Genomic DNA, 23,257 nt, shown 5'->3' with positions numbered 1-23,257 from the left:
ACCGCGTTCGGAGGAACCATGCAGATCGGCTACAAATTGGCCGCCGAAGCCTTCGGCCCCGCCGAACTGGTCCGGCAAGCCGTCCGGGCCGAAACGGCCGGGTTCGACTTCGTCGAGATCAGCGACCACTATCATCCGTGGCTGGACAACCAGGGCCATTCCCCGTTCGCGTGGAGCGTGCTGGGGGCCATCGCGGAGAAAACCGAGCGGATCCGGCTCGCCACCGGTGTCACCTGCCCCACGGTGCGTTATCACCCCGCCATCGTGGCCCAGGCGGCCGCCACCGTGGCGCTCCTCGCCGAGGGCCGCTTCACTCTCGGAGTAGGCGCGGGTGAGCGTCTCAACGAGCATGTGGTCGGCGAGGGATTTCCGGTCGATGTGGCCGGTCGGCACCGGTTGCTCCGAGAGGCGCTGGAGATCATCCGGCTACTGTGGCGCGGCGGATACCAGTCCTACGACGGCCGCTACCTGCGGCTGTCGGACGCCCGGATTTTCGATCTCCCGGATGAACCGCCGCCGATCGCGGTGGCCGCCGGAGGTACGGAGGCGGCCCGGTTGGCCGGCGAACTGGGCGACGGTCTCTTCGCCACGGAGGCGAAGCCCGCGCTGGTCGGGGAATACCGGAAGGCCGGTGGTGACGGCCCCTGTTACGCGGAGGTTCCCGTGGCGTGGGCACCCGACGAACGCACCGCCGCGCGCGCGGCCCTGGATACCTCACGGTGGGCGCTGACCGGGTGGAAGGTCATGAGTGAACTGCCGAATCCGGTGAATTTCGCGGCGGCCTCGGCCACGGTACGCGAGGACGACATCCTGGAGAAATTCGCCTGCGGGCCCGACCCACAGCGCTGTCTCGAGGTCGCGCAGCCCTTCGTCGATGCCGGGTTCGACCACTTGGTGATGCAGAATGCCGGCCCGGACCCGGACGGTTTCCTGGATTTCTATCGCAGCGAGCTCGACGAACCACTGCGGAAGCTGACGCCCCGGGCGGGATGAGCGCACGGCGACCGGGCCGAGGCACCAGCGGCCACGCCGGGCGGCCTCGAACAGATCCCGATCGCCGGATTCGAACCGCGGCCGCCGGGTATCCGCGCGCCGTGGACGATACGGGCCCTCGGCGGGCCCGGTGAGAGCCGAGGGATGTATCACGCCGCCGGGATCCCCACCGGTGATCGCCCCGTACGCGGCGGGACGATCGCCCCCGTCGACGAGAGCGCCGCGCCGCAGGACGAGGTGATCGCTCACCGCGCCACCTCGCAACCCCTCGAGGCAGGAGGACCGATATGGAACGCGGAAACAGCAAGCACGGCCCGGCCCGGGACGATGAGCTGGCCCATGAACTACAGGGCACGCTGCGCGGTAATCGCTCCAGTCGCGCCGAGGAATGGCACGATCCGGAGCCACCCGCCGACGACGACATACTGATCAACGAACGGGTGGACCGGACCGAGCGCCCGAGGCGGGGGTAACCCGTAGCGGGGTTCCTTCCGTATACGAGCTCACGACCGACCGGCGGCCGGAGGGTCGCCGGTCGGTCGCCGTCCGGGTCGATGGGACGGGCCGCGGCCGGCCGGATACCGCTCGCCGTCGGGTTCAGGACGGCGATCCGGCCGCCTTCGAGACATCGATGACACCGAAGATCTCCCCCTGCGGGCCCGTGAGCACACACATCCGTCCCACCGGGCTCTCATCGGGCCCCATCACCACCGCCGCGCCCCGAGCGGTGGCCGTGCTCAGCGCGGCCTCGGTATCGGCGACCTGGAACCAGCTCAGCCAGTACGGCGGGCCGGAGCCGGGCGTTTTGGTGGTATCGCTCAGGCCGCCCAGGGGTTCGCCACCGGGAGCGGAGGCGAAGGTCGCGTAGACGATCTCGTCGGCGTCGCCGATCTCGGCGAAGGACCAGCCGAAAACTTTCGAGTAGAAATCCTGCGCCTGCTGGTACCCGGCGGTGTGCAGTTCGTTCCAGCAGTACGCGCCGTGCTCGTTGTAGATCCCGGCGCCGTGGTGCCGCCGGGATTCCCATACGCCGAAAGCCGCGCCGGTGGGATCGGTGGCGACCAGCATCCGTCCCGCGTCCATGACGTCGAAGGGCGCGGCGAGCACCGTACCGCCCGTCGCCGCCACGGCTTCGGCGGTACTGTCGGCATCATCGGAGGCGATATAGGTGGTCCATACCGAGGGCACGGCCTGCCCCGGTGGTTTCGGACCGATACCCGCGGCCGGCCGGCCGTCGCGGAACGCCATCAGGTATCCGCCGCCGTCCGGTCCGCTGTCGGTGATCTCCCATCCGAACAGGGTGCTGTAGAAGTCGGCGGCTCGGGCGGGCTCGTCGACCTGACAGTCGACCCAGCAGGGTGTACCGGCCGGCCAAGGGGTTTCACGTATCGGCATAGCGTGTCTCCGTTCTCGGTTCGCACGAGTCGAGCGATGACGGGCCCCGAAAGGCCGAACGGACAGCCGCGGCACAGGATGGACGAGGGTATCCGTGACCCGTGGCCAGGTAACGGTATCCACCGCATCGCACGTGAGCAACCACCCGGCAATCCGATTGTCCCCGCTTGCCCGTATCGGGCGACCGCGTCCGTACCGTGCGGCGACCGAAAGGTTCCGCGACCTCGCCGGCGGCCCGGGCCGGTAGCCCTCACCGCCGTCTCCGCGGTATCCGGCACCGTGCCGGCGGTGGGCACCGGCGCGGACCGATCCGCGAGGACGCTTGCCGGGCATCGTGCCGGTGATGGAGGGACCTCGTTGCCGATCCGTACAATCGGACCCGACCTGGGCGGACACATATACGAGGGCCCCGCCTCGATACTGCGCCGCGCCGATGAAATCGGTTCCACCACAGGAACTTCCGATACAGGGGTTACGGCATGACCTTCACCTACACACCGGAAGCCCGGCTACGCGACGTCACTCTCCGCGACGGTTTGCAGCTCACCGGGAAGCCGCTGTCCACCGAGCGGAAGGTGGAGATCGCCCGCACCCTGCTCGCCCTGGGCGTACCCGAACTGGAAATCGGTTCCATGGCGCGCCCCGACCTGGTGCCCCCGCTGGCGGACACCCTCGAGGTGATCGCCGCACTCACCCCGGAGGAACTCGCCAGATGCTGGGTGTGGGTGGCCACGCCACGGCATATCGAGAAGGCGGCCGCCGCGGGCGCCCGTAATTTCCAGTACTGCCTGTCCGCGTCGGACTCGCACAACAAAGCCAATATCGGACGCACCACCGAGGACAGTGTGGCCGCCATGCCCGCGGCGATACAGCTGACCAGAGAATGCGAGGGTGCCGTCCAGCTGTGTATCGCGACCGCGTTCACCTGCCCGTTCGAGGGTGTCATCGATCCCGGCCGGGTCCTGGGCATCGCCGCGGACCCGCGCACCGACGGCGCCGGCGATATCGTCCTCGCCGATACCCTCGGTCAAGCCGTGCCCGAGCAGGTACGGCAACTGGTCGGCGCGGTCCGCACACGAACCCCGGTACGGCGCATCGTCTACCACGGTCACGACACCTGGGGGCTGGGGGTGGCCAATACGCTGGCGGCGATCGATGCGGGCGCGACCCTGGTGGACGGTTCCCTGGGCGGGCTCGGTGGCTGCCCCTTCGCCCCCGGTGCGAGCGGTAACACCGCCACCGAGGATCTGGTGTTCGCCACTCGGCCCGACTGGCTCACCCCCGCCGCGCTGGCGGCGCTGGTCGGCCTCGGCGAGGAGGTGCTCGCCGAACTCGGTGAACCCAACCGGTCCCGAACAGCGCAGGGGGCGCGGTCGAAGGCCCGGGCGTTCGACTGGGTGATCGGCGGGCCCGAGTGAGTAGCAGCGATTTCCTGGTGACCACCCCGCTGCCCGATCCCGGTATGCGCTTGCTCGAAGCCGCCGGCACGGTGACGGTCGCGGCGGGCCGGATGCGCCGGGACGAACTGGCACAGGCCTGCGCGTCCGGTGCGTACCGCGTCGTGGTGTCGCAATTACGGGACGAATTCGACGCGGACCTGCTGGGACGGGCCCGGATCAGCGGAATAAGCAATTTCGCGGTGGGTTACAACAATATCGATATCGCGGCGGCCACCGCGAATTCCATCGTGGTGGGCAATACCCCCGGTGTCCTCACCGACGCCACCGCCGATCTCGCGATGCTGCTCGTGCTCGCGGTCGCCCGGCGCTGCGTCGAAGCCGACACCTTCGTACGCGCCGGGCGGTTCCGCGGCTGGGAACCGGAGTTGCTGCTCGGCCACGACGTCAGCGGCGCCACCCTGGGCCTGGCCGGATTCGGCCGGATCGCCCGCGCCACCGCCCGGCGGGCCCTGGCCTTCGGGATGACGGTCGCCTTCTGCCCGCGCCCGCCCGGTGACCGCGTCGTGGACGATGCCGAACTGGGCGAATTCGCCGGAAGAGTACGGCATCTGCCGTGGCCGGAACTGGTGGCGACCAGCGACTATCTGTCGATACACGTACCGCTGACCGCCGAAACCCGGCACCTGGTGGATGCCTCCATACTCCGGGCGATGAAACCGTCGGCGATTCTGATCAATACCGCCCGCGGGCCGATCGTCGACGAGCGCGCACTGGTGGCGGCGTTGCGCGACGGGACGATCGCGGGCGCCGGACTCGATGTCTACGAGGACGAGCCGCGGCTGGCGCCCGGCCTCACCGAACTGCCGAATACGGTTCTGCTGCCGCACGTCGGCAGCGCCACGGTTCCGGTGCGCGCCGAAATGGCGCGCCGGTGCGCGGAGAACGCGATCGCCCTGGCGCGCGGGGAGCTCCCGCCCTATCCGGTCAATCCGGAGGCGGCGGCGCGGACGGTGGAGGAGAGCCGGTAGGTCGAGCCGCCGGTGTCACACCGTCGGCGCCCGGTTCGCCCACGCGGAACCGTTCGTGCTCCGTGGTACCTCCGAGGCGGCCTGTTCTCCGGTCAGACCTCGGCCAGTGCGGGATCGGACCGCCCGGCCTTTTCCGTTTCGCCGGGGGCACCGGACCGATTCGGCAGCAGCACCGCCGTGACGATCACGATCAGCGACAATCCGGCCGAAACCACGAAGGCCAGCTGCATCCCGTCGAGTTGCGCGGCCACCGCATCGGTGCCGGCGGCCACCAGCGCACTGCTGCGGCTCGCCATCACGGTGACCACCAGCGCGGTACCGAGCGCCGCCGCCACCTGCTGCAGGGTGCCCAGCATGGAGCTGCCGTGCGAGTAGAGATCTTCCGGCAGCGCACCCAGCGCCAGGGTGAAAACCGGGGTGAACGCGGCGGCCAGCGACACCATGAGCATGATGTGCAGGGCCAGTAGCTGCCAGTACGGCATGCTGATGGAGATCCGGGTGAATCCCGCGAGGGCCGCCGTGATGCCGATCGCGCCCGGTATCACCAGCACACGGCCGCCGAAGCGGTCGAACAGGCGGCCGATCGCCGGCCCCAGCAGCCCCATGGCCAGACCACCGGGCATCACCAGCAGCCCGGTTTCCAGTGGGGACAGCCCGCGCAGATTCTGTAGGTACAGCGGCAGCAACATCATCGAACCGAGCATCGCCAGGAAAGCGATCGCCATCAGGACCAGACCCTTGGCGTAGGTGCCCGAGCGGAGGATACGCAGATCCAGCAGCGGCGTACCGGTGCGCTGCAACCACAGCTGCCGCGCCACGAAACCGGCGATCAGGGCGAGGCCGATGGCCGTGATCAGCGCCGGGGTGGCCACACTGCCCGCTTCGAAACGGCTCAGGCCGTAGACGAGGCTACCGAAGCCGAGTGCCGCGAAGACCACGCTGAACCAGTCGATCGCGCCGGACTGCGGTGTGCCGACGTTCTCCAGCCGGCGCAGGCCGAGCCAGGTGACAGCACCCGCGATGGGAAGCACCAGCGCGAACAGCCACCGCCACGACGCGATCTGCAGTACCAGCCCGGAGATGACCGGGCCCATGGCCGGCGCCACCGAGATGGCCAGGGTGACATTCCCCATGACCCGCCCGCGGTCCTTCTCGGGTACCACTGTCATCAGTGTGGTCATGAGCAGCGGCATCATCACCGCGGTGCCACCGGCCTGGATGATCCGGCCGGCCAGCAGTACGGCGAAGCCGGGCGCTACGGCGGACAGCGCCGTACCCGCGAGGAAAACGCCCATCGCGACCGCGTAGGCCCGGCGGGTGGTGACCCGCTGCAGGAACCAGCCGGTGACGGGGATGACGGCGGCCATGGTGAGCATGAAGGCCGTCGACACCCATTGGGCGGCCCGTTCGGTGACCTCGAGATCCTGCATCAGACGCGGTATGGCGTTGATCATGATGGTCTCGTTCAAGATCACCACGAAGGTCGCGATCACCAGCAGGCGGACCACCGTCGGGGTGCCCCCGGCGGTCCGGCGAGCGGTTGGTAGTACGGGCATCGGCAACCTCCGGGATCGAGAACGAGCGGTCGTGCGCCCGCGGACGATCCACGGTGACCGTGCTCCGGCGCCACATATGAACAGAGACGAGGCCGCGGCGCTGCACTCATCGGTGACGCGCCAGTGTTTCTCATCGCTGTCCCGGAGATCAACCGGTTTTACGGCGCCGCTGTTCCCGGCCGGTACGCGATCCGCTCCGGCCGCTCGGTAGCGGCGGTGGATACCGGCTTCAGCCGAGTCCCAGATGCCGGGCGGCGAGGTCCAGGTCTTTGTCTCCGCGCCCGGACAGGCACAGCAGGATCACCGAGTCCGGAGCGAGCTCCCCCTCCTCCGCCATGCGCAGGAGGTGTCCCACGGCATGGGCGGATTCGAGCGCGGTGATGATCCCCTCGGTATGCCCGAGAACCTGGAGTCCGCGCAGGGCGAGCGCATCGGTGGCGGCGGCGTAGCGTACTCGGCCGATATCCTCGAGATGGCCGAGTTCCGGTCCGACCCCCGGGTAGTCCAGACCGGCCGCGACGCTGTGGGTTCCGGCGATCTGCCCCTCCTCGTCCTGCAGCAGGCGGCTGAAGCTGCCGTCCATCTCGCCCGGGCTGCCCGCGCTCAAGGTGGCCGCGTGCGCGCCGGATTCGAGACCACGACCCGCGGCCTCCACTCCGATCAGCCGGACCCGGGGGTCGTCCACGAAGGAGTGGAACGTACCGATGGCGTTGCTTCCGCCGCCGACGCAGGCGAGGACGTAATCGGGCAAGCGGCCCTCGGCCGCCAGGATCTGCTCTCTGGCTTCCGCGCCGATCGTGGCCTGGAAATCCCGTACGATCCGCGGATAGGGTGCGGGCCCGCCGACGGTCCCGAAGAGGTAGTGCGTGCTGTCCACATGGGCAACCCAATCGCGCACGCATTCGCTGATCGCCTCTTTGATCTTGCCGTGACCCGAAGTCACCGCTCGGATTTCGGCGCCCAGCAATCGCATACGTACTACATTGGCCGGCTGGCGTTCCATATCCGCGGCGCCCATATAGATCGTGCAACTCATATCGAGCATGGCGCATACGGTCGCCACCGCGACTCCGTGCTGACCGGCACCGGTCTCGGCAATCACCCGGCGTTTGCCCATGCGCTGGGCGAGCAACCCCTGCCCGAGCGCATTGTTGATCTTGTGTGAGCCGGTGTGCGCGGTGTCCTCCCGTTTGAGGAAAACCTTCACCCCCGGCACGCCGAGCCGGGCCGCGAACCGGGGCACCTGGTGGAGCAGCGTCGGGCGCCCGACCCGCGTGCGCAGCAGTTCGGCCAGCTCGGCGGCGAAACCGGCGTCCGCGTGAGCGTGGTCGTAGGCGTTCTCCAGCTCGAGCAGCGAGGCCATGAGACCTTCGGGAACATATCTGCCACCGTATTTACCGAATCGGCCGTTTTCATCCGGGAAATTCCCGTATCGATAGGACCCTTGCTCTACCCCGTGACCGACGACCATCCAGCACCGAACTCTCTGTTCCCGATTCCGCTGCCGAAAGGGTGTGCCGTCGGCGCAAGCGCCGAGTCACCTCACGGCAACGAGGTGGTTAACAGTACAAGTGGTATCGCTTTTTCGGGCATTTGTCGCGGCGAGCGGTTCATCGGTGCAGGAAAGCGTGGTTACGTACCTGTTCCGCCTTCCCCGCCTCCACGGGCCCTATTGTAGGATTGTCGACAATCTGGCACGGTAGGCTCGGCCGTCTACAGGGAGGAGCACTCACCATGCTCACGGAAGCCGCACTCACCACCGCCGAACGCGCTGCCGTCGATACGGTACCGACCGGCCTCTTCATCGGTGGCCGGTGGCAACCGGCCGCGACCACCATGCCCGTGGTCGATCCCGCCACAGGACAGCGTTTGTGCTCGGTGGCCGATGCCACACCCGACGACGGCCTCGCCGCGCTCGACGCCGCCGCGTCCGCGCAGGCTTCCTGGTCCCGCACCTCCCCGCGCGAACGCAGCGAAATCCTCATGCGCGCCCACCGGCTGCTGCTCGACGACACCGAGCGGCTCGCCCTGATCGCTACCCTCGAAATGGGCAAACCGCTGGCCGAAGCACGCGGGGAAATCGCTTACGCGGCGGAATTCTTCCGCTGGTTCGCCGAGGAGGCCGTCCGGCTCGACGGCGGATACATGCCCGCTCCGGGCGGCGGTGCCCGCTTCCTGGTCACCCGGCAGCCGGTGGGGCCGAGCCTGCTCATCACCCCCTGGAATTTCCCGATGGCCATGGGTGCGCGCAAAATCGGTCCCGCACTGGCCGCCGGTTGCACCAGCGTGGTCAAACCCGCCGAGCAGACGCCCCTGTGCACCCTGGCGCTGGCCGAGATCCTGCGCACCGCCGGGGTCCCGGAGGGGGTGGTGAACGTGGTCACGACCGCGGATCCGGGGCGGTTGACGACACCGCTGATCCACGATCCACGATCCCGCAAACTCTCCTTCACCGGATCCACCGCCGTGGGCAAGCATCTGCTCGAGCAGTGCGCCCGCACCGTGATGCGGACCTCCATGGAACTGGGTGGTAACGCGCCCTTTCTGGTATTCGAAGACGCCGACCTGGACGAGGCGGTCGAAGGGGCGCTGGCCGCGAAGATGCGCAATATCGGTCAGGCGTGCACGGCGGCGAACAGGTTCTTCGTCCAGCGGGGCGTGCTCGCCGAATTCGCCGAGCGGCTCGCCGAGCGGATGGCGGCCCTGCCGATGGGGCGCGGAACAGAACCCGGGGTGGTCGTGGGCCCGCTGATCGACGACGCCGCCGTGGCGAAAGTGACCGATCTGGTCGCCGACGCCCGGGCTCGCGGCGCCCGGATCCTCACCGGCGGCGAGCCGGTGGTGGGACCCGGGAACTTCTACCCGGCCACGGTCCTGATCGATGTCCCCGACGAGGCCCGGATCTGCCATACGGAGGTTTTCGGTCCCGTCGCGAGCATCACCGCCTTCGATACCGAAGCCGAGGCCCTCGCCCGGGCGAACGACACCCTCTACGGTCTGGTGGGTTATGTCTACACCGAGAGCCTGCGGCGCGGACTGCGCGTCTGCGAGGCACTGGAGACGGGCATGGTCGGGTTGAACCAGGGGGTGGTCTCCAATCCGGCCGCACCGTTCGGCGGGGTGAAAGAATCGGGACTCGGACGCGAGGGCGGCCCCACCGGTATCGACGAATTCCTCGAGATCAAGTACATCGGAGTGCCACTGTGAGCTCATATCGGATCGCGACCATCCCCGGCGACGGAATCGGCGTCGACGTGACAGCCGAGGCGGTGAAAGTACTCGACCGGGTCCTGCCCGGTATCGAATGGACCGAATTCGACTGGTCCTGCGAAAACTATCTCCGTACCGGTGCCATGATGCCGGCCGACGGCCCGGAACTACTCTCCGGCTTCGACGCGATCCTGCTGGGTGCCGTGGGTTTCCCGGGCGTACCCGACCACATCTCGCTGTGGGGACTGCTGATCCCGCTCCGGCGCGCCTTCGGCCAATACGTCAATCTGCGCCCGGTGCGCCTGCTCCCCGGCACCACCTCCGCGCTGCGCGACCGCTCGGCCGCGGATCTGGATCTGCTCATCGTGCGGGAGAACTCCGAAGGCGAGTACTCCGAGATCGGTGGCAGGCACAATCCCGGCCGGCCCGACGAGTTCGTCGTCCAGGAATCGGTGTTCACTCGTGTCGGTTGTGAACGGATCATCCGCTACGCCTTCGAACGGGCGGCCCAACGCAGCGGCCGCCTCTGCTCGGCGACGAAATCGAACGGCCTCATCCATTCCATGCCGTATTGGGACGAGATCTTCGCGGCCGTCGCCACCGAATACCCGGCGGTCGAGACCCGGCAGATGCACGTCGACGCGCTGGCGGCCGAGATCGTGCTCCATCCCGATCGCCTCGACGTGATCGTCGGATCGAATCTGTTCGGCGATATCCTCTCCGATCTCGCGGCCGCGGTGACCGGAGGTCTGGGTCTGGCGCCCTCCGGCAATATCGACCCCGAACGAGTCGCCCCCTCCATGTTCGAGGCGGTACACGGCAGTGCGCCCGATATCGCCGGCCGAGGGATCGCGAACCCGGTGGCCCAGATACTCGCCGGGGCCATGCTGCTCGAGCATCTCGGGGAGCACGACGCGGCCGCCGCCGTCGACCGTGCTGTCACCGAGGTGCTCGGCTCCGGTGGTCCGCGCACGCCCGATCTCGGCGGGACCGCCACCACCACCGAAGTGGGCACCGCCGTCGCCGACCGCGCGTCGGCCCTCCTGCCCACCTGACGGACCGGTGCCCGCGCAACACCTGCCCGCCGCAGGACGAGCGGCCGGTCACCGCCCCGCTAGAGTCGGCGAGCATGAGCATCTCGCAGGCACCGGGAGCCCATATCGGGAGTCACGCACGACTACCGGGGCGGGGAATCGTCACGGCCGCTCCGGGAACAGGCCCCGGCTCCCCGCGCCGGGTGTCCGCGACCCGTACCGCCGCGCCGGCCGGGAGGCGCCCGTGACCGTGCTCGTCGCCCCCGACAGTTTCAAAGGCACCTACTCGGCCGCCGAGGTCGCCGACGCCGTGGGTGGAGGTGCGGAAGAAGCCGGGGCGCGCGCCGTCCGGCTGCCGGTGGCCGACGGTGGGGAGGGCACGCTCGCCGTACTCACCCGGCCGCTGCGGTTGCGCCCGGTGACCGTCGCGGCCCGCAACCCGTGGGGGCTACCGTGCCGGGCCACCTTCGGGCTCGCCGAGGACGGTACCGCCGTGATCGAACTCGCGGCCGCCAGCGGTATCACCACCGCGCACGACGGTCCGCGTGACCCCGTCACCGCCGACACCTACGGCACCGGCATGCTCATCGCCGCGGCGGCGCGGCGCGGCGCCCGGCGGATCGTGGTGGCGGCAGGCGGTTCGGCCACCACCGACGGCGGTACGGGAGCGATCGCCGCCATCGCGGACGGCGGCGGTATCGGCGAGGCGTCGATCACCGTACTCACCGATGTCACCACCCGCTATATCGATGCCGCCCGCGTCTTCGGACCGCAGAAGGGCGCGGATCCGGCCACCGTCGAACTGCTCACCCGGCGGCTCGCCGAAACCGCGCGGCGGCTGCCGCGGAACCCCGCGGAGGTGGACGCGACCGGAGCGGCGGGTGGATTCTCGGGCGGTATGTGGGCACAGTACGGCGCCGAGTTGCGACCGGGGGCCGACTATGTGCTCGACGCCACCGGATTCGACGCTCTCGCCGGGGAATCGGCCGCGATCGTCGTGGGAGAAGGCCGCCTGGACGGACAGACCCGGGCCGGCAAGATCATCTCGGCGATTCTCGCCCGTGCGGGCGATACCCCGGTCTACGCCGTGGTGGGGTCGGTGGGTCCGGATCTCGGGGACTATCGGAACCGGTTCGCCGAGGTGATCATCGCCTCCGATACCGCCGCCCTGCGTGCCGCGGGCCGGCGGATCGGCGCCGCGCTGTCCTGAGCGGCGCAACCCTCAGTTCGCCGGCTCGTGGCCGGGCGGGAACCCACCCGTCGCGACCGGACCCCACCGCTCGATCGTGATGCGGATCAGTGATTTGTTCTGCCGCGCCATCGCGGTGCGGTATTCGTCCCAGTCGGGATGTTCCCCGGCGATACCGCGGTAGTAGTCGACGAGCGCCTCCATCGCCTCGGGCATGTCGAGTACCTCGGCACGACCGTCGACCTGTACATAGGCGTCGTCGAAATCCGGGGACAGCACACAGATCGAGACCCGCGGGTCGCGACGGGCATTGCGCGTTTTGGCGCGACCGGGGTAAGTGGAGACGACGATCCGCCCCTGCGGATCCAGCCCACAGGTCACCGGCGACATCTGCGGACTCCCGTCGGTCCGGGTGGTGACGAGCACGGCCCGGTGGCGTGACTCCAGGAATTCCAGCAGGGCGGCACGGTCGACGGTGGTGGCACTGGCGATTCGTGGCATGAAGACCTCCCGGAGGGTGTGGACGCCCGCGGCACGACCGGACGGGGCGAGGACGGTCTACGGTACCGAGCCCCACACAGCGGAACGGGCGGCCCCGCCGGGGCCGCCCGTTCCGTAGAAGTCAGCGATCGGCGCCGCTGTGTTCCCCACCCCGGGCCTTGGCCTCGCGGGGCTGGGCCTCGGCGCCCTGACGACCTGCCTCGCGCGGGTCGGCGGAATTCGCGCTACCGAAGCTTCCCGGGCTCGCCTGCCCACCTCGGCGCGCCTGCTCCGTCGTGTCCTGGCGATTTCCGAACTGTCCGGGATTTTCGCTGTTCGGCATTCTCGTCATCCTTTCCACGTCGTGCTCTTTCGGGACGAGACCGTTGCGGCCTCGATCGTCGGCTACCCGAGATCCACGGCATAAACATGGTTTTCGGCTGCCGGGCACGGTGATCGTTGTCATGATTCGCCCCGTTTTCTCCGGGTAACCGCAGGCCGGAAGCGCCGTGTCGCGCATGCGCGCCAGTGGAGCCGCCGAAAGGAATCTCTATGGAGGAGCGCGAAACCGCATACGAAACGGAGCCGGTACCACCCTTCCCCGAGCCCGAGCCACCACCACCCCCGTTCCCGGGCCCCGCCCCGGACCGCCCGGACCCGGGCCATCCACCCCCGATTCCCGATCCGGACCGGCCACCCCCGATCCCCGATCCGGGACGACCCGTTCCGCCCTCGCCCGGCCCGGGCCGGGCGGAGCCGCCGGAGGCGCCCGGGGTGATTCAACCGCCGCCGAGCGGGTAATCGGGCCGAAATCCCTGGTCGCAAGTTCGACAGGAAGGACAGGACCATGGTCGCCGGACATAACGATCCGAACCACAGTGGCACCACGAGTGACCACAGCTTCCCCGACGATTCACGGACGACCCGGTCGCATGCCGGTGAGTCCATCGAGGACACTCGCAATTGGCCGGGCATCCTGCTGGCCGCTCTCGGCATCGTCCTGGTGGGGCTCACGCTGACCGCGGCGGGTTACGGATTCGAGGGTTGGGCGGTGATCGCCGGAATCCTCGCCGCCGTCTGCCTGATCAGTGGTTTCGCGATCGTGCTGCTCGAACACCGCCGAGTGAAAGCGAACGAGGGCGCGACCCTGCGGGAGCCCCGTGGCCACTGAACCGGGTGATCGCCCGCGCGACGACCACGGCCGCGCCCCGCTGCTGGAGGCTCTGCACGAGCATCGGCGCCTGGGCCGCTACGGATTCACCCCGCCCGCCCATCGGCAGGGGCGAGGGGTGGACGAACGGGTGCTGGCGGTGATCGGGCCGGATGCGTTCCGGTCGGATGTGCTGGCCTCCCCCGGACTCGACGATCGGCTCTCCCGCGGCGGCTATCTCGCGCGCGCCGAAACCCTCATGGCCCATGCGGTGGGTGCGGAGCAGGCCTTCTTCTCCACCTGTGGTAGCTCGCTATCGGTCAAGGCGGCCATGATGGCCGTCGCGGGTGGTAGCGACAAGGGGCTGCTCGTCGCCCGTGACAGCCACAAATCGATCGTGGCGGGACTGATCTTCTCGGGAGTACTGCCCCGCTGGATCACGCCGCGCTGGGATGCCGAACGGCATTTCTCCCATCCTCCGTCCCCGGAGCAGGTGCGCGCGGCCTGGGAGAAATACCCCGATGCCGCGGGCGCGCTGATCGTCAGCCCCAGCCCCTACGGCACCTGCGCCGATATCGAAGGTATCGCGCGGGTCTGTCACGAACGCGGCAAACCCCTGATCGTGGACGAAGCGTGGGGCGCGCACCTGCCTTTCCATCCCGAGTTGCCGACGTGGGCCATGGACGCGGGCGCCGATGTCTGCGTGGTGAGCGTGCACAAGATGGGTGCCGGTTTCGAACAGGGTTCGGTCTTCCATATGCAGGGCGATCTGGTCGATCCGGTACGCCTGCGGCACTGCGCCGATCTGCTCATGACCACCAGCCCGAACGTGCTGGTGTACGCGGCGCTGGACGGCTGGCGCCGGCAGATGGTCGAACGCGGCCACGGTCTGCTCGACGCAGCGCTCCGGACCGCGAAACATGTGCGGGCCGAACTGGATCGGATACCCGGGGTGCAGGTGATGGAGGACGAATTGCTCGGCATGGAGGCCTCCCACGACCTCGACCGCCTCCAGGTGCTCATGGATGTCTCCGGAACCGGGGCCACCGGATACGACGCCGCGGAGTGGTTGCGCCGGAACCGGTACCTCGATCTGGGTCTCAGCGACCATCGGCGCATCCTGGCGACGCTCTCGTTCGCCGACGACGCCCACACCACCGCCGCATTGCTCGCGGCCGTGAGCGACTGGCGGGCCCAACTCGCCGCGGACCACGCGGCCGGCGATATCCGGCTGCCCGGACCGGGAGAAATACAGCTCGAGACCGCCCTACTGCCCCGGGACGCGTTCTTCGGCCCGGCCGAGATGGTACCCATCGGTGAAGCGGCCGGCCGGATCGCGGCCGAACAGCTCACCCCCTATCCGCCCGGTATCCCCGTGGTGGTACCCGGGGAGCGGCTCGACGAGGCGGTGCTCGACTATCTGCGCACCGGGCACGAGATCGGGATGAACGTGCCCGATGCCACCGATCCGCGGCTGCGCGAGGTCCGGGTGGTGGCCCCTTGACCGCCCGCGGTCGTGATTCACGGCCGCGGGCGCGGGTATGCCGTCGCGGACAGCCAGACCCTCGGCCCGGAGGAGATCCAGCATGCAGCAAGTAGGCGATCACGTCGTGGCCCGCCTCCGCGAATGGGGCGTCGCGCAGGTGTTCGGCTATCCCGGTGACGGAATCAACGGACTGATCGCGGCCTTCGGCCGCGCCGGGAACGAACCGGCGTTCGTACAGACCCGGCACGAGGAGATGGCCGCGTTCGCCGCCACGGGTTATGCCAAGTTCAGTGGCCGTCCCGGAGTATGCGTCGCGACATCGGGTCCGGGAGCGATCCATCTGCTCAACGGCCTCTACGATGCCAAACTCGATCATGTGCCGGTGGTGGCGATCGTCGGCCAGACGGCACGCAGCGCGATGGGCGGCAGCTACCAGCAGGAGGTGGACCTGCAGAGCCTGTTCAAGGATGTGGCCGCCGATTATCTGGTGGAGGTCAATGTCTCGGCCCAGCTGCCCAACGCGCTGGATCGCGCGTTCCGCACAGCGCTGGCGCGGCGCGCGCCCACCGCGGTCATCCTGCCCGCGGATCTACAGGAGGAGGAGTACACCGCTCCGGCGCACGCGTTCAAGCAGGTCCCGTCGAGCGCACCGGCGGTCGCCCTGCCGACGGCGGTCCCACCCCATACCGATATCGAGCGGGCCGCCGCCGTACTCGAGGCCGGTTCGCGGGTGGCGATCCTGGTCGGGCAGGGTGCGCGCCACGCGGCCGCCGAAGTCCTCGAAACCGCCGAACTCACCGGTGCGGGCGTGGCCAAGGCGCTGCTCGGCAAGGATGTGCTCTCCGATGATCTGCCTTTCGTCACCGGTGCGATCGGCCTGCTCGGCAGCCGGCCCAGCTACGAGCTGATGCGGGACTGCGACACGCTGCTCATCGTGGGGTCCAGCTTTCCCTATTCCCAGTTCCTGCCGGAGTTCGACCAGGCCCGTGCCGTTCAGATCGATCTCGACGGCACCATGATCGGTATGCGCTACCCGACCGAGGTGAACCTGGTGGGTGACGCGAAAGCCACACTGGCCCAGCTGAACACGCTACTGCGCCGGAAAGAGGACCGGTCCTGGCGCGGCACCGTGGAGGAGAACGTCACGCGCTGGTGGCACACCGTCGAACGACAATCCCTGCTGGACGCCCGGCCCGTCAATCCGATGCGCGTGGTGTGGGAACTGAACCAGCGGATTCCGGAGAACGCGATCGTCACCGCCGATTCCGGATCGTCGACCAATTGGTACGCGCGCTGCCTGCGGTTCCGCGACGGGATGCGTGGCTCGCTGTCGGGCACCCTGGCCACCATGGGTTCCGGCGTCCCTTATGCGATAGGCGCGAAATTCGCCCATCCCGACCGGCCGGTGGTCGCCCTGGTCGGCGATGGCGCGATGCAGATGAACGGGCTCGCCGAACTGCTCACGGTGGCCCGTTACCGGCCGCGCTGGAGTGATCCACGGCTGGTGGTGTGCGTTTTCCACAACAACGATCTCAACCAGGTGACCTGGGAGCTGCGAGCGATGGGTGGCGCACCGAAATTCGAGGAGTCCCAGACTCTGCCCGATATCTCGTACGCGGATTTCGCTCGCGGTGCGGGGCTGGACGCGGTGACGGTCGATTCCCCGGAGCAACTCGGTACCGCCTGGGAGCGTGCCTTACATGCCGACCGGCCGGTTCTGATCGACGTGTACTGCGATCCGGAAGTGCCTCCGATTCCCCCGCACGCCACCTGGGACCAGTTGAAGGACACCGCCGAAGCCGTACTGCGCGGCGATCCGGGAGCCTGGCGTATGGTCGCGCAGGGCGCCAAGACGAAGGCGCAGGAATTCCTTCCCTCCGGGCGGCGCTGATACGGCTGATTGAGCGGGTGACCCCGGGGTACGCACGCGGTATGGAACTACTCGTGATCATCGGGATCGCGATCCTGGTCGCCGCGGTCCTCGGCTACCGGAGGCTGACCGGCAAGCGCCCGGACGCACCCGAATCCCCCGATAACGACGGGAAGTGATATCGCCTGTCCCGCGGTTGCGGCCGGGTGGGGCCGCAACCGCGGGCAGAGGTTGTGCCCGGGCAGCGACACCGATCTCCGCCGGCGGACCCCGCGGCGGCCGCCGGGCGGCGGCGCCGGACCGAAGAGAGCGCAACATCGGCCCGCTCGTGTTTCGATCTCGGTAGCGCCGGGGTACTCCTTCTCCGCGGCCGGTCACGCGATCCGTGAACTCTCTGTGGGGTTCTCGCCGACTACGCACCGGGCGGGACCGGCCCGGACGCGATAGTCTCGCCGGGTCGCGGGAGGAGGGGAGGTCGGATCCTGGACACCTTGTGGACCTTCGTCGTGCAACGGCGGCACCAACTCCTGGTGGACTCCTATCTGCACGTCTCGGCAGTGGTGCAATCCCTGCTGATCGCGACGGTGGTGGCGGTACTCATCGGCGTACTGGTCTACCGCAGTCCGCTGGGCTCGTCGGCCGCGACAGCCGCGGCCGGCACGATCCTCACCGTGCCCTCGTTCGCCCTGCTCGGCCTCCTGATCCCGATATTCGGGCTGGGCGTCGCACCCACGGTGACCGCACTGGTGCTGTACGCGCTGCTGCCGATTCTGCGCAATACCCTGGTGGGGCTCGCCGCGGTGGACGCGGCCGTCGTCGACGCGGCACGCGGGGTGGGTATGAACCGGTTACGGGTACTCACCGCGATCGAACTGCCCCTGGCCTGGCCGTCCATTCTGACCGGTATGCGGGTCAGCACCCAGTTGATCATGGGGATCCTGGCGCTCGCCGCGTATGCGAAGGGCCCCGGCCTGGGCAATCTCATCTTCTCCGGCCTGTCGCGGCTCGGCAGCCCGAACGCGGTACCGCAGGCACTGACGGGCACGGTACTGATCGTCGTTCTCGCCCTTGTTCTCGACGGAATCTTCCTCCTCGTCGGGCGTTTCACCATCCCGAGGGGGATCCGTGACTGATTCCATCACCCGAACCGCACCCTCCGGTGCCGAGATCGTGCTCGATACCGTCACCAAACGCTATCCGGGGCAGGCGGAACCGGCCGTGGACGGAGTCTCGCTGACGATTCCGGCAGGCGAGATCGTCGTACTGGTCGGCCCGTCCGGCTGCGGCAAGACCACCACCATGCGCATGATCAACCGTCTCGTCGAACCGACCTCGGGCACCGTCACCATCGACGGCCGCGATGCCGCGTCCATCGACCCCGACCGGCTCCGCCGCCGGATCGGCTACTCGATCCAGCAGGCGGGGTTGTTCCCGCATATGACCGTCGCGAAGAACATCGCGACCGTCCCGGGCCTCATCGGCTGGGACCGGAAACGGATCGCCGCCCGCACCGACGAAATGCTGGAACTGGTGGGTCTCGATCCCGGCACCTATCGGCACCGCTACCCGCGACAGCTCTCCGGAGGGCAGCAGCAACGAGTGGGTGTGGCGCGGGCGCTGGCCGCCGATCCACCGGTACTGCTCATGGACGAGCCCTTCGGGGCGGTGGACCCGATCACCCGCGGTGCGCTACAGGACGAACTGGTGCGGTTACAGGCGCGGCTGCGCAAGACCATCGTGTTCGTCACCCACGATTTCACCGAGGCGGTCAAACTCGGTGACCGGATCGCGGTGCTGGGCAAAGGATCACGGGTACTGCGATACGACACACCCGCCGCGATCCTGGCCGACCCGGCGGACCCGACGGTGGCCGGGTTCGTGGGTGCGGACGCCTCGCTCAAACAACTGACCCTGACCCGGATCGGCGATGCCGATCTCGGCGACTGCCCCACCGTGCGCGAGGACGATACGGCCGAGGCCGTCCGGGCAGCGGCTGCCGGGCAACCGTGGGTGCTGGTCCTCGATGCCGATCGCCGCCCCCTGCGCCGGATCTCGGCCGAGCAGCTCACCGGAGCGGATTCGGTACGCGGGACCGGTTCCCCCGTGGGCTCGACCCTGTCCCTGGAAGCAACGCTGCAGGAGGGCCTGGAAGCACTGCTCACCGACCCGGACGCGACCGCGATCGTCACCGGGCCCGGCGGTGAATACGCCGGGCTGATCACGATCGGCACTCTGGTGCGCCATCTGGCCGCCCAGCGCGGCGCGCACGGTGCCGGCTCGCGCCCAGCACCCGGTGCCGGCCGAACGGATGTCCCGTTGTGACCGCCACCGATATCACGGTCCCGGCCGCCGGTACCGGATCATCACGCCGCCCGGCCGAACGGCGGGCCGACCGTCTGCGCCTGCTGATCCAGCCCGCGCTGGTGCTGCTGCTCACGGCGGGAGTGCTGCTCTGGGCGTTCCGCCGGGAGCTCACCCTCACCCAGCAGGCGAGCCTGAATATGCGTACTATCGCCACGGTCACCTGGCAGCACATCCTGATCACCGCCACAGTGGTGGGGATCGTGGTCGCCGTCGCGGTCCCGCTGGGCACGCTGCTGTCCCGGCCGGGCTGTCGCCGGTTCGCACCGGTCTTCGTCGGAATCGCCAATATCGGTGCCGCCGCCCCGGCCATCGGGCTGATCGTGCTGTTCTACCTGGCCACCCGCACCACCGGTTTCTGGATCGGTGTCGCACCGATCGCCTTCTATTCGCTGCTTCCGGTGTTGCGCAACACCATTCTCGGCTATCAGCAGGTGGACCCCCTGCTGATCGATGCCGGTCGCGGCCAGGGTATGTCGGCGGCGACGGTACTGCGCCGCATCGAGTTCCCGCTGGCGGTTCCCTATATCCTGGCCGGCCTGCGCACCTCGCTGGTGCTCGCGGTGGGCACGGCGACCCTGTCGTTCCTCGTCAGCGCCGGCGGGCTCGGAATTCTCATCGATACCGGGTACAAGTTGCGCGATAACGTCACCCTGATCGTCGGCGCGGTCCTGGCCGTAGCACTGGCACTGCTGGTGGACTGGCTCGGCGCGGTCGCCGAACGCTTCCTCGGCCCTCGGGGGCTGGTATGAGCACCCCCCCGGGCACTGTGGCCGATCGCGCTGGTGGCGCTGCTGCTCACCGGATGCGGTCTGCAGGCCGGCAGCGCGGTACCGCTGCGGGTGGGTCCGGGAAGTATCCGGCCCGTCCCGGCACTCGAGGGCGTGCCGGTCACCGTGGGTTCGAAGGACTTCACCGAACAGAACATTCTCGGCTATCTCATCGAATTCGCGCTGGTCGCCGCGGGCGCCGAGGTTCGCGATCTGACCGATATCCAGGGCTCCAACAGTTTGCGCGACGCCCAGCTCAACGGTGAGATCGATATCGCCTACGACTACACCGGCACCGGATGGGTCAACTATCTCGGCAACGAGACGCCCGTCCCCGACGAGCGGGGGCAGTTCGAGGCGGTCCGCGACGCCGACCTGCGGGCGAATGCCATGCTGTGGACGGCGATGGCCCCGATGAACAACACCTATGCCCTGGTCACCGCCCGGCGCACCGCCGAGCGGACCGGCGTACGCACCCTCTCGGACTACGCACGTCTCGCCGCCACCGACCCGGCCGCCGCGGCCACCTGTGTGGGCACCGAGTTCAATGTGCGCCGGGACGGCTTTCCCGGTATGGCGCGCGCCTACGGAATAGACGCCGGCCGGGTGCCCAAGCGGATCGTCCAGGACGCGGTCGTCTATCAGGCCACCGCCGACGCCGAGCAGTGCGCGTTCGGTTCGGTCGCGGCCACCGACGGCCGGATTCCCGCACTGGACCTGGTGCTCCTGAGCGACGACCGGGCGTTCTTCCCCAAGTACAACGCGGCTCTGGTGATGCGCGCGGAGTTCGCCGCGGCGCATCCGCAGGTCGCCGAGATCATGGCACCGATCTCCCGGTTGCTGACCAACGAGTCGATCACCGAATTGAACCGGCAGGTGGATGTGGAGGGCCGGGAACCCGCCGAGGTGGCCCGCGATTGGATGGTGGCGCAGGGTTTCGTCACGGCGGAGTGAACGAAGAGGTGGTGGCGGTCGTTCCGCCCTCGCGTTCCCCGCGCCGACACGGCATAGTTGAACTCAGTGCGAGCAAAACCGTGTTCATTTCAGCGCGGTTGCGCTTAGGTTTGACGGGCCGCAGCAGTGCACTGGCCGCGGCAGGCCGGAACGCGTGCTGCCCGAAGTGGTTCTGCTGCGCTGTCCGGCGCGATCGGCTGTTACCCACCCCTACAGGAGTATTTCGCAATGACCGAATCCACCCCGCCGGCCGACCCCACCGCCGGCTGGAGCTTCGAGACCAAGCAGGTGCACGTAGGGCAGGCCCCGGACGGCACCACCAATGCCCGGGCACTGCCGATCTACCAGACCACCTCTTACACGTTCCGCGATACCGCGCACGCCGCGGCGCTGTTCGGGCTGGCCGAACCGGGCAATATCTACACGCGGATCATGAACCCCACCCAGGACGCGGTGGAGCAGCGGATCGCCGCGCTCGAAGGTGGCGTCGCGGCCCTGCTGCTGTCCTCCGGCCAGGCCGCGGAGACACTGGCGATCCTGAACCTCGCCGGCGCCGGTGATCACATCGTCTCCAGCCCACGCCTCTACGGCGGTACGTACAACCTCTTCCACTACACGCTGCCGAAGCTGGGTATCGAGGTGTCGTTCGTGGACGATCCCGACAACCTGGACCAGTGGCGCGCCGAGATCCGCCCGAACACCAAGGCCTTCTACGGCGAGACGGTATCCAACCCGCAGAACCACATCCTGGACATCCCCGGGATCGCCGAGGTCGCGCACCAGGCCGGGCTGCCGCTGATCGTCGACAACACCGTCGCGACCCCCTACCTGATCCGTCCCCTCGCGCACGGCGCCGATATCGTCGTCCATTCGGCGACGAAGTACCTGGGCGGGCACGGGGCGGCCATCGCCGGCGTCATCGTCGACGGCGGCACCTTCGACTGGACCGTCCGTGCCGGTGACGCGCCCCGCTTCCCGGGTTTCACCGAACCGGACCCCAGCTACCACGGCGCCGTATTCGCCGATCTCGGCGCTCCCGCCTTCGCGCTCAAAGCCCGGGTGCAACTGCTCCGCGACCTGGGCACGGCGATCTCCCCGTTCAACGCCTTCCTGATCAGCCAGGGCCTGGAAACCCTGAGCCTGCGGATGGAGCGGCATGTGCAGAACGCGCAAGCCGTCGCCGAATTCCTCACCGAACGGCCGGAGGTCACCTCGGTGTCCTACGCGGGTCTGCCGTCCTCGCCCTGGTACGAACGCGGTAAGCAGCTCGCCCCGAACGGCACCGGCGCGGTGATCTCGTTCGAGCTGGCCGGCGGTGTGGACGCGGGGAAGAAGTTCGTCGATGCGCTGACCCTGCACAGCCATGTCGCCAATATCGGTGATGTGCGTTCGCTGGTCATCCACCCCGCCTCGACCACCCATTCGCAGCTCACCCCGGAGGAGCAGCTGAACTCGGGTGTCACCCCGGGCCTGGTCCGCCTCGCGGTGGGTATCGAGGGAATCGAGGACATCCTCGCCGATCTGCGCGCGGGTTTCGCGGCCGCGGCGGGATAACCCGCACCACCGGACGCACGTATACGAGCCGGACCCGCCGGGCGGCGGGTCCGGCTCTTCGCTGTCGCGCACAGCCGGAGACGAATTCCTCGATCTCCGCGTAACGATCTCCGATAGCAGAACGATCTCGAGGTGATCTACAGCACATAACAGGGAACCCGAGAGGATATCCATGAAGAGAGTCGGCGTGTGCGCGATCGTGCTGTTCACCGGGGTGCTCGGCGGATGCGGGCTACCGCGGTCCGAGGCGGAGTCGAATACCCCTCTCCCCGCGCCCGTCCCCGTACAGATCACCACCGTCGTCCTGACGGCACCCCCTGCCGCACCGCAGGCGGTCGCGACCGGTACCGCACCGTCCGCTACCGGCATTCCGAGCCGCGTCCCGATGCCCGCGGTCACCTGCATGAACCTGCAGGCGGCACAGGACCTGATCCAGACGGTGGGTATTTTCCACTCCCGCAGCGAGGACGCCACCGGCGCGGGCCGGAAACAGGTACAGCAGCGCAACTGGATCGTGGTGGCGCAGAAGCCCGCCCCCGGCGCGCCGGTCGGTACGGACGACGCGCTGCTCTCCGTGGTGAAGATCGGCGAACCGACCGACTGCCCCTGACGACCGACGACCGGTGTGCCTGCCCGCACAGGCGGGCAGGCACACTCCCCGCCGAGTCGCCCATCTCAGATCGGGACGCAGGGGGTCCCCGACGAATACACGTGGAGAACACAACGCACGGCCAGGATCACGGCCTGGACGAGTTCGAGCGGATGGTAGGCGAACGGGTGCATGGTGTGTCCTCCGTTGTGGGGGCCGGATACGACGCCCCCCGCGC

General features: G+C 68.7%; 21 protein-coding genes. 16 read left to right on the top strand and 5 right to left on the bottom strand.

Going from position 1 to position 23,257, the window contains the following annotated elements; all coding sequences use genetic code 11:
• Nucleotides 1-18: 18 nt before the first annotated feature.
• Together ACYR7D_RS17820 and ACYR7D_RS17815 are read left to right on the top strand one after the other, a co-directional pair.
• Nucleotides 19-993: a TIGR03557 family F420-dependent LLM class oxidoreductase gene (locus ACYR7D_RS17820; RefSeq protein ID WP_459545706.1), complete on the top strand. Its 975-nt coding sequence runs from the start codon at nt 19-21 to the stop codon at nt 991-993.
• A gap of 287 nt (nt 994-1,280) precedes the next feature.
• A complete protein-coding gene (locus tag ACYR7D_RS17815; protein ID WP_459545705.1) occupies nt 1,281-1,466 on the top strand; it encodes a hypothetical protein in 186 nt (61 codons plus the stop codon).
• 124 nt (nt 1,467-1,590) lie between these two features.
• On the opposite strand, the gene ACYR7D_RS17810 is transcribed toward ACYR7D_RS17815, so the two are convergent.
• The gene (locus ACYR7D_RS17810; protein WP_459545704.1) at nt 1,591-2,388 is read right to left on the bottom strand and encodes a VOC family protein; all 798 of its coding nucleotides are present in this window, start codon (nt 2,386-2,388) and stop codon (nt 1,591-1,593) included.
• 479 nt (nt 2,389-2,867) lie between these two features.
• On the opposite strand from ACYR7D_RS17810, the gene ACYR7D_RS17805 reads away from it, so the two are divergent.
• Both ACYR7D_RS17805 and ACYR7D_RS17800 read left to right on the top strand, forming a co-directional pair.
• The gene (locus tag ACYR7D_RS17805) at nt 2,868-3,806 is read left to right on the top strand and encodes a hydroxymethylglutaryl-CoA lyase (protein ID WP_459545703.1); all 939 of its coding nucleotides are present in this window, start codon (nt 2,868-2,870) and stop codon (nt 3,804-3,806) included.
• A complete protein-coding gene (locus ACYR7D_RS17800; protein WP_459545702.1) occupies nt 3,803-4,816 on the top strand; it encodes a 2-hydroxyacid dehydrogenase in 1,014 nt (337 codons plus the stop codon). The genes ACYR7D_RS17805 and ACYR7D_RS17800 overlap by 4 nt, the downstream gene beginning before the upstream one ends.
• 92 nt (nt 4,817-4,908) lie before the next feature.
• Here the strand turns inward: ACYR7D_RS17800 and ACYR7D_RS17795 are convergent, their stop codons facing one another.
• Nucleotides 4,909-6,372, bottom strand: a complete 1,464-nt coding sequence (locus tag ACYR7D_RS17795; RefSeq protein ID WP_459545701.1) for an MDR family MFS transporter — start codon at nt 6,370-6,372, stop codon at nt 4,909-4,911.
• A gap of 229 nt (nt 6,373-6,601) precedes the next feature.
• Nucleotides 6,602-7,843: a tryptophan synthase subunit beta gene (gene trpB / locus ACYR7D_RS17790; protein ID WP_459545700.1), complete on the bottom strand. Its 1,242-nt coding sequence runs from the start codon at nt 7,841-7,843 to the stop codon at nt 6,602-6,604.
• A gap of 263 nt (nt 7,844-8,106) precedes the next feature.
• Between trpB and ACYR7D_RS17785 the strand changes: the two genes are divergently transcribed.
• From ACYR7D_RS17785 to ACYR7D_RS17775, 3 genes are all read left to right on the top strand, one after another.
• Entirely contained in the window at nt 8,107-9,579 is a 1,473-nt protein-coding gene (locus ACYR7D_RS17785; RefSeq protein WP_459545699.1) for an NAD-dependent succinate-semialdehyde dehydrogenase, read from the top strand.
• Nucleotides 9,576-10,637 (top strand): tartrate dehydrogenase, encoded by a 1,062-nt coding sequence (locus tag ACYR7D_RS17780; RefSeq protein ID WP_459545698.1) that lies wholly within the window; start codon nt 9,576-9,578, stop codon nt 10,635-10,637. The genes ACYR7D_RS17785 and ACYR7D_RS17780 overlap by 4 nt, the downstream gene beginning before the upstream one ends.
• A 223-nt stretch (nt 10,638-10,860) precedes the next feature.
• Nucleotides 10,861-11,826 carry a glycerate kinase gene (locus tag ACYR7D_RS17775; protein WP_459545697.1) on the top strand — a complete coding sequence of 322 codons (966 nt, stop codon included), beginning with the start codon at nt 10,861-10,863 and terminating at the stop codon, nt 11,824-11,826.
• 12 nt (nt 11,827-11,838) lie between these two features.
• Here the strand turns inward: ACYR7D_RS17775 and ACYR7D_RS17770 are convergent, their stop codons facing one another.
• The gene (locus ACYR7D_RS17770) at nt 11,839-12,306 is read right to left on the bottom strand and encodes a PPOX class F420-dependent oxidoreductase (protein ID WP_459545696.1); all 468 of its coding nucleotides are present in this window, start codon (nt 12,304-12,306) and stop codon (nt 11,839-11,841) included.
• A 121-nt stretch (nt 12,307-12,427) separates the two neighbouring features.
• On the bottom strand, nt 12,428-12,628 hold the full coding sequence (locus ACYR7D_RS17765) for a hypothetical protein (RefSeq protein WP_459545695.1): 201 nt from the start codon (nt 12,626-12,628) through the stop codon (nt 12,428-12,430).
• A 504-nt stretch (nt 12,629-13,132) separates the two neighbouring features.
• On the opposite strand from ACYR7D_RS17765, the gene ACYR7D_RS17760 reads away from it, so the two are divergent.
• The 9 genes from ACYR7D_RS17760 to ACYR7D_RS17720 all read left to right on the top strand — a co-directional run bounded on the left by ACYR7D_RS17760 (nt 13,133) and on the right by ACYR7D_RS17720 (nt 23,040).
• Nucleotides 13,133-13,456, top strand: a complete 324-nt coding sequence (locus ACYR7D_RS17760) for a hypothetical protein (RefSeq protein ID WP_459545694.1) — start codon at nt 13,133-13,135, stop codon at nt 13,454-13,456.
• Entirely contained in the window at nt 13,446-14,939 is a 1,494-nt protein-coding gene (locus ACYR7D_RS17755; RefSeq protein ID WP_459545693.1) for an aminotransferase class I/II-fold pyridoxal phosphate-dependent enzyme, read from the top strand. The genes ACYR7D_RS17760 and ACYR7D_RS17755 overlap by 11 nt, the downstream gene beginning before the upstream one ends.
• An 82-nt stretch (nt 14,940-15,021) precedes the next feature.
• Nucleotides 15,022-16,812 (top strand): thiamine pyrophosphate-requiring protein, encoded by a 1,791-nt coding sequence (locus ACYR7D_RS17750; RefSeq protein ID WP_459545692.1) that lies wholly within the window; start codon nt 15,022-15,024, stop codon nt 16,810-16,812.
• A 461-nt stretch (nt 16,813-17,273) separates the two neighbouring features.
• Complete coding sequence (locus ACYR7D_RS17745; protein WP_459550204.1) at nt 17,274-17,924, top strand: ABC transporter permease; 651 nt, start codon at nt 17,274-17,276, stop codon at nt 17,922-17,924.
• Nucleotides 17,917-19,113: an ABC transporter ATP-binding protein gene (locus ACYR7D_RS17740; RefSeq protein ID WP_459545691.1), complete on the top strand. Its 1,197-nt coding sequence runs from the start codon at nt 17,917-17,919 to the stop codon at nt 19,111-19,113. The genes ACYR7D_RS17745 and ACYR7D_RS17740 overlap by 8 nt, the downstream gene beginning before the upstream one ends.
• Nucleotides 19,110-19,904, top strand: coding sequence for an ABC transporter permease (locus tag ACYR7D_RS17735; protein WP_459545690.1), 795 nt, complete (start codon nt 19,110-19,112; stop codon nt 19,902-19,904). The genes ACYR7D_RS17740 and ACYR7D_RS17735 overlap by 4 nt, the downstream gene beginning before the upstream one ends.
• A gap of 30 nt (nt 19,905-19,934) precedes the next feature.
• Nucleotides 19,935-20,876 carry a glycine betaine ABC transporter substrate-binding protein gene (locus tag ACYR7D_RS17730; RefSeq protein ID WP_459550203.1) on the top strand — a complete coding sequence of 314 codons (942 nt, stop codon included), beginning with the start codon at nt 19,935-19,937 and terminating at the stop codon, nt 20,874-20,876.
• 228 nt (nt 20,877-21,104) lie between these two features.
• Nucleotides 21,105-22,430: a bifunctional o-acetylhomoserine/o-acetylserine sulfhydrylase gene (locus ACYR7D_RS17725; protein WP_459545689.1), complete on the top strand. Its 1,326-nt coding sequence runs from the start codon at nt 21,105-21,107 to the stop codon at nt 22,428-22,430.
• A gap of 172 nt (nt 22,431-22,602) precedes the next feature.
• Complete coding sequence (locus ACYR7D_RS17720) at nt 22,603-23,040, top strand: hypothetical protein (RefSeq protein ID WP_459545688.1); 438 nt, start codon at nt 22,603-22,605, stop codon at nt 23,038-23,040.
• Nucleotides 23,041-23,257: the final 217 nt, after the last annotated feature.

The organism is Nocardia sp. X0981, from assembly GCF_977089955.1.
This window is presented reverse-complemented; position numbering and strand designations above follow the sequence as displayed.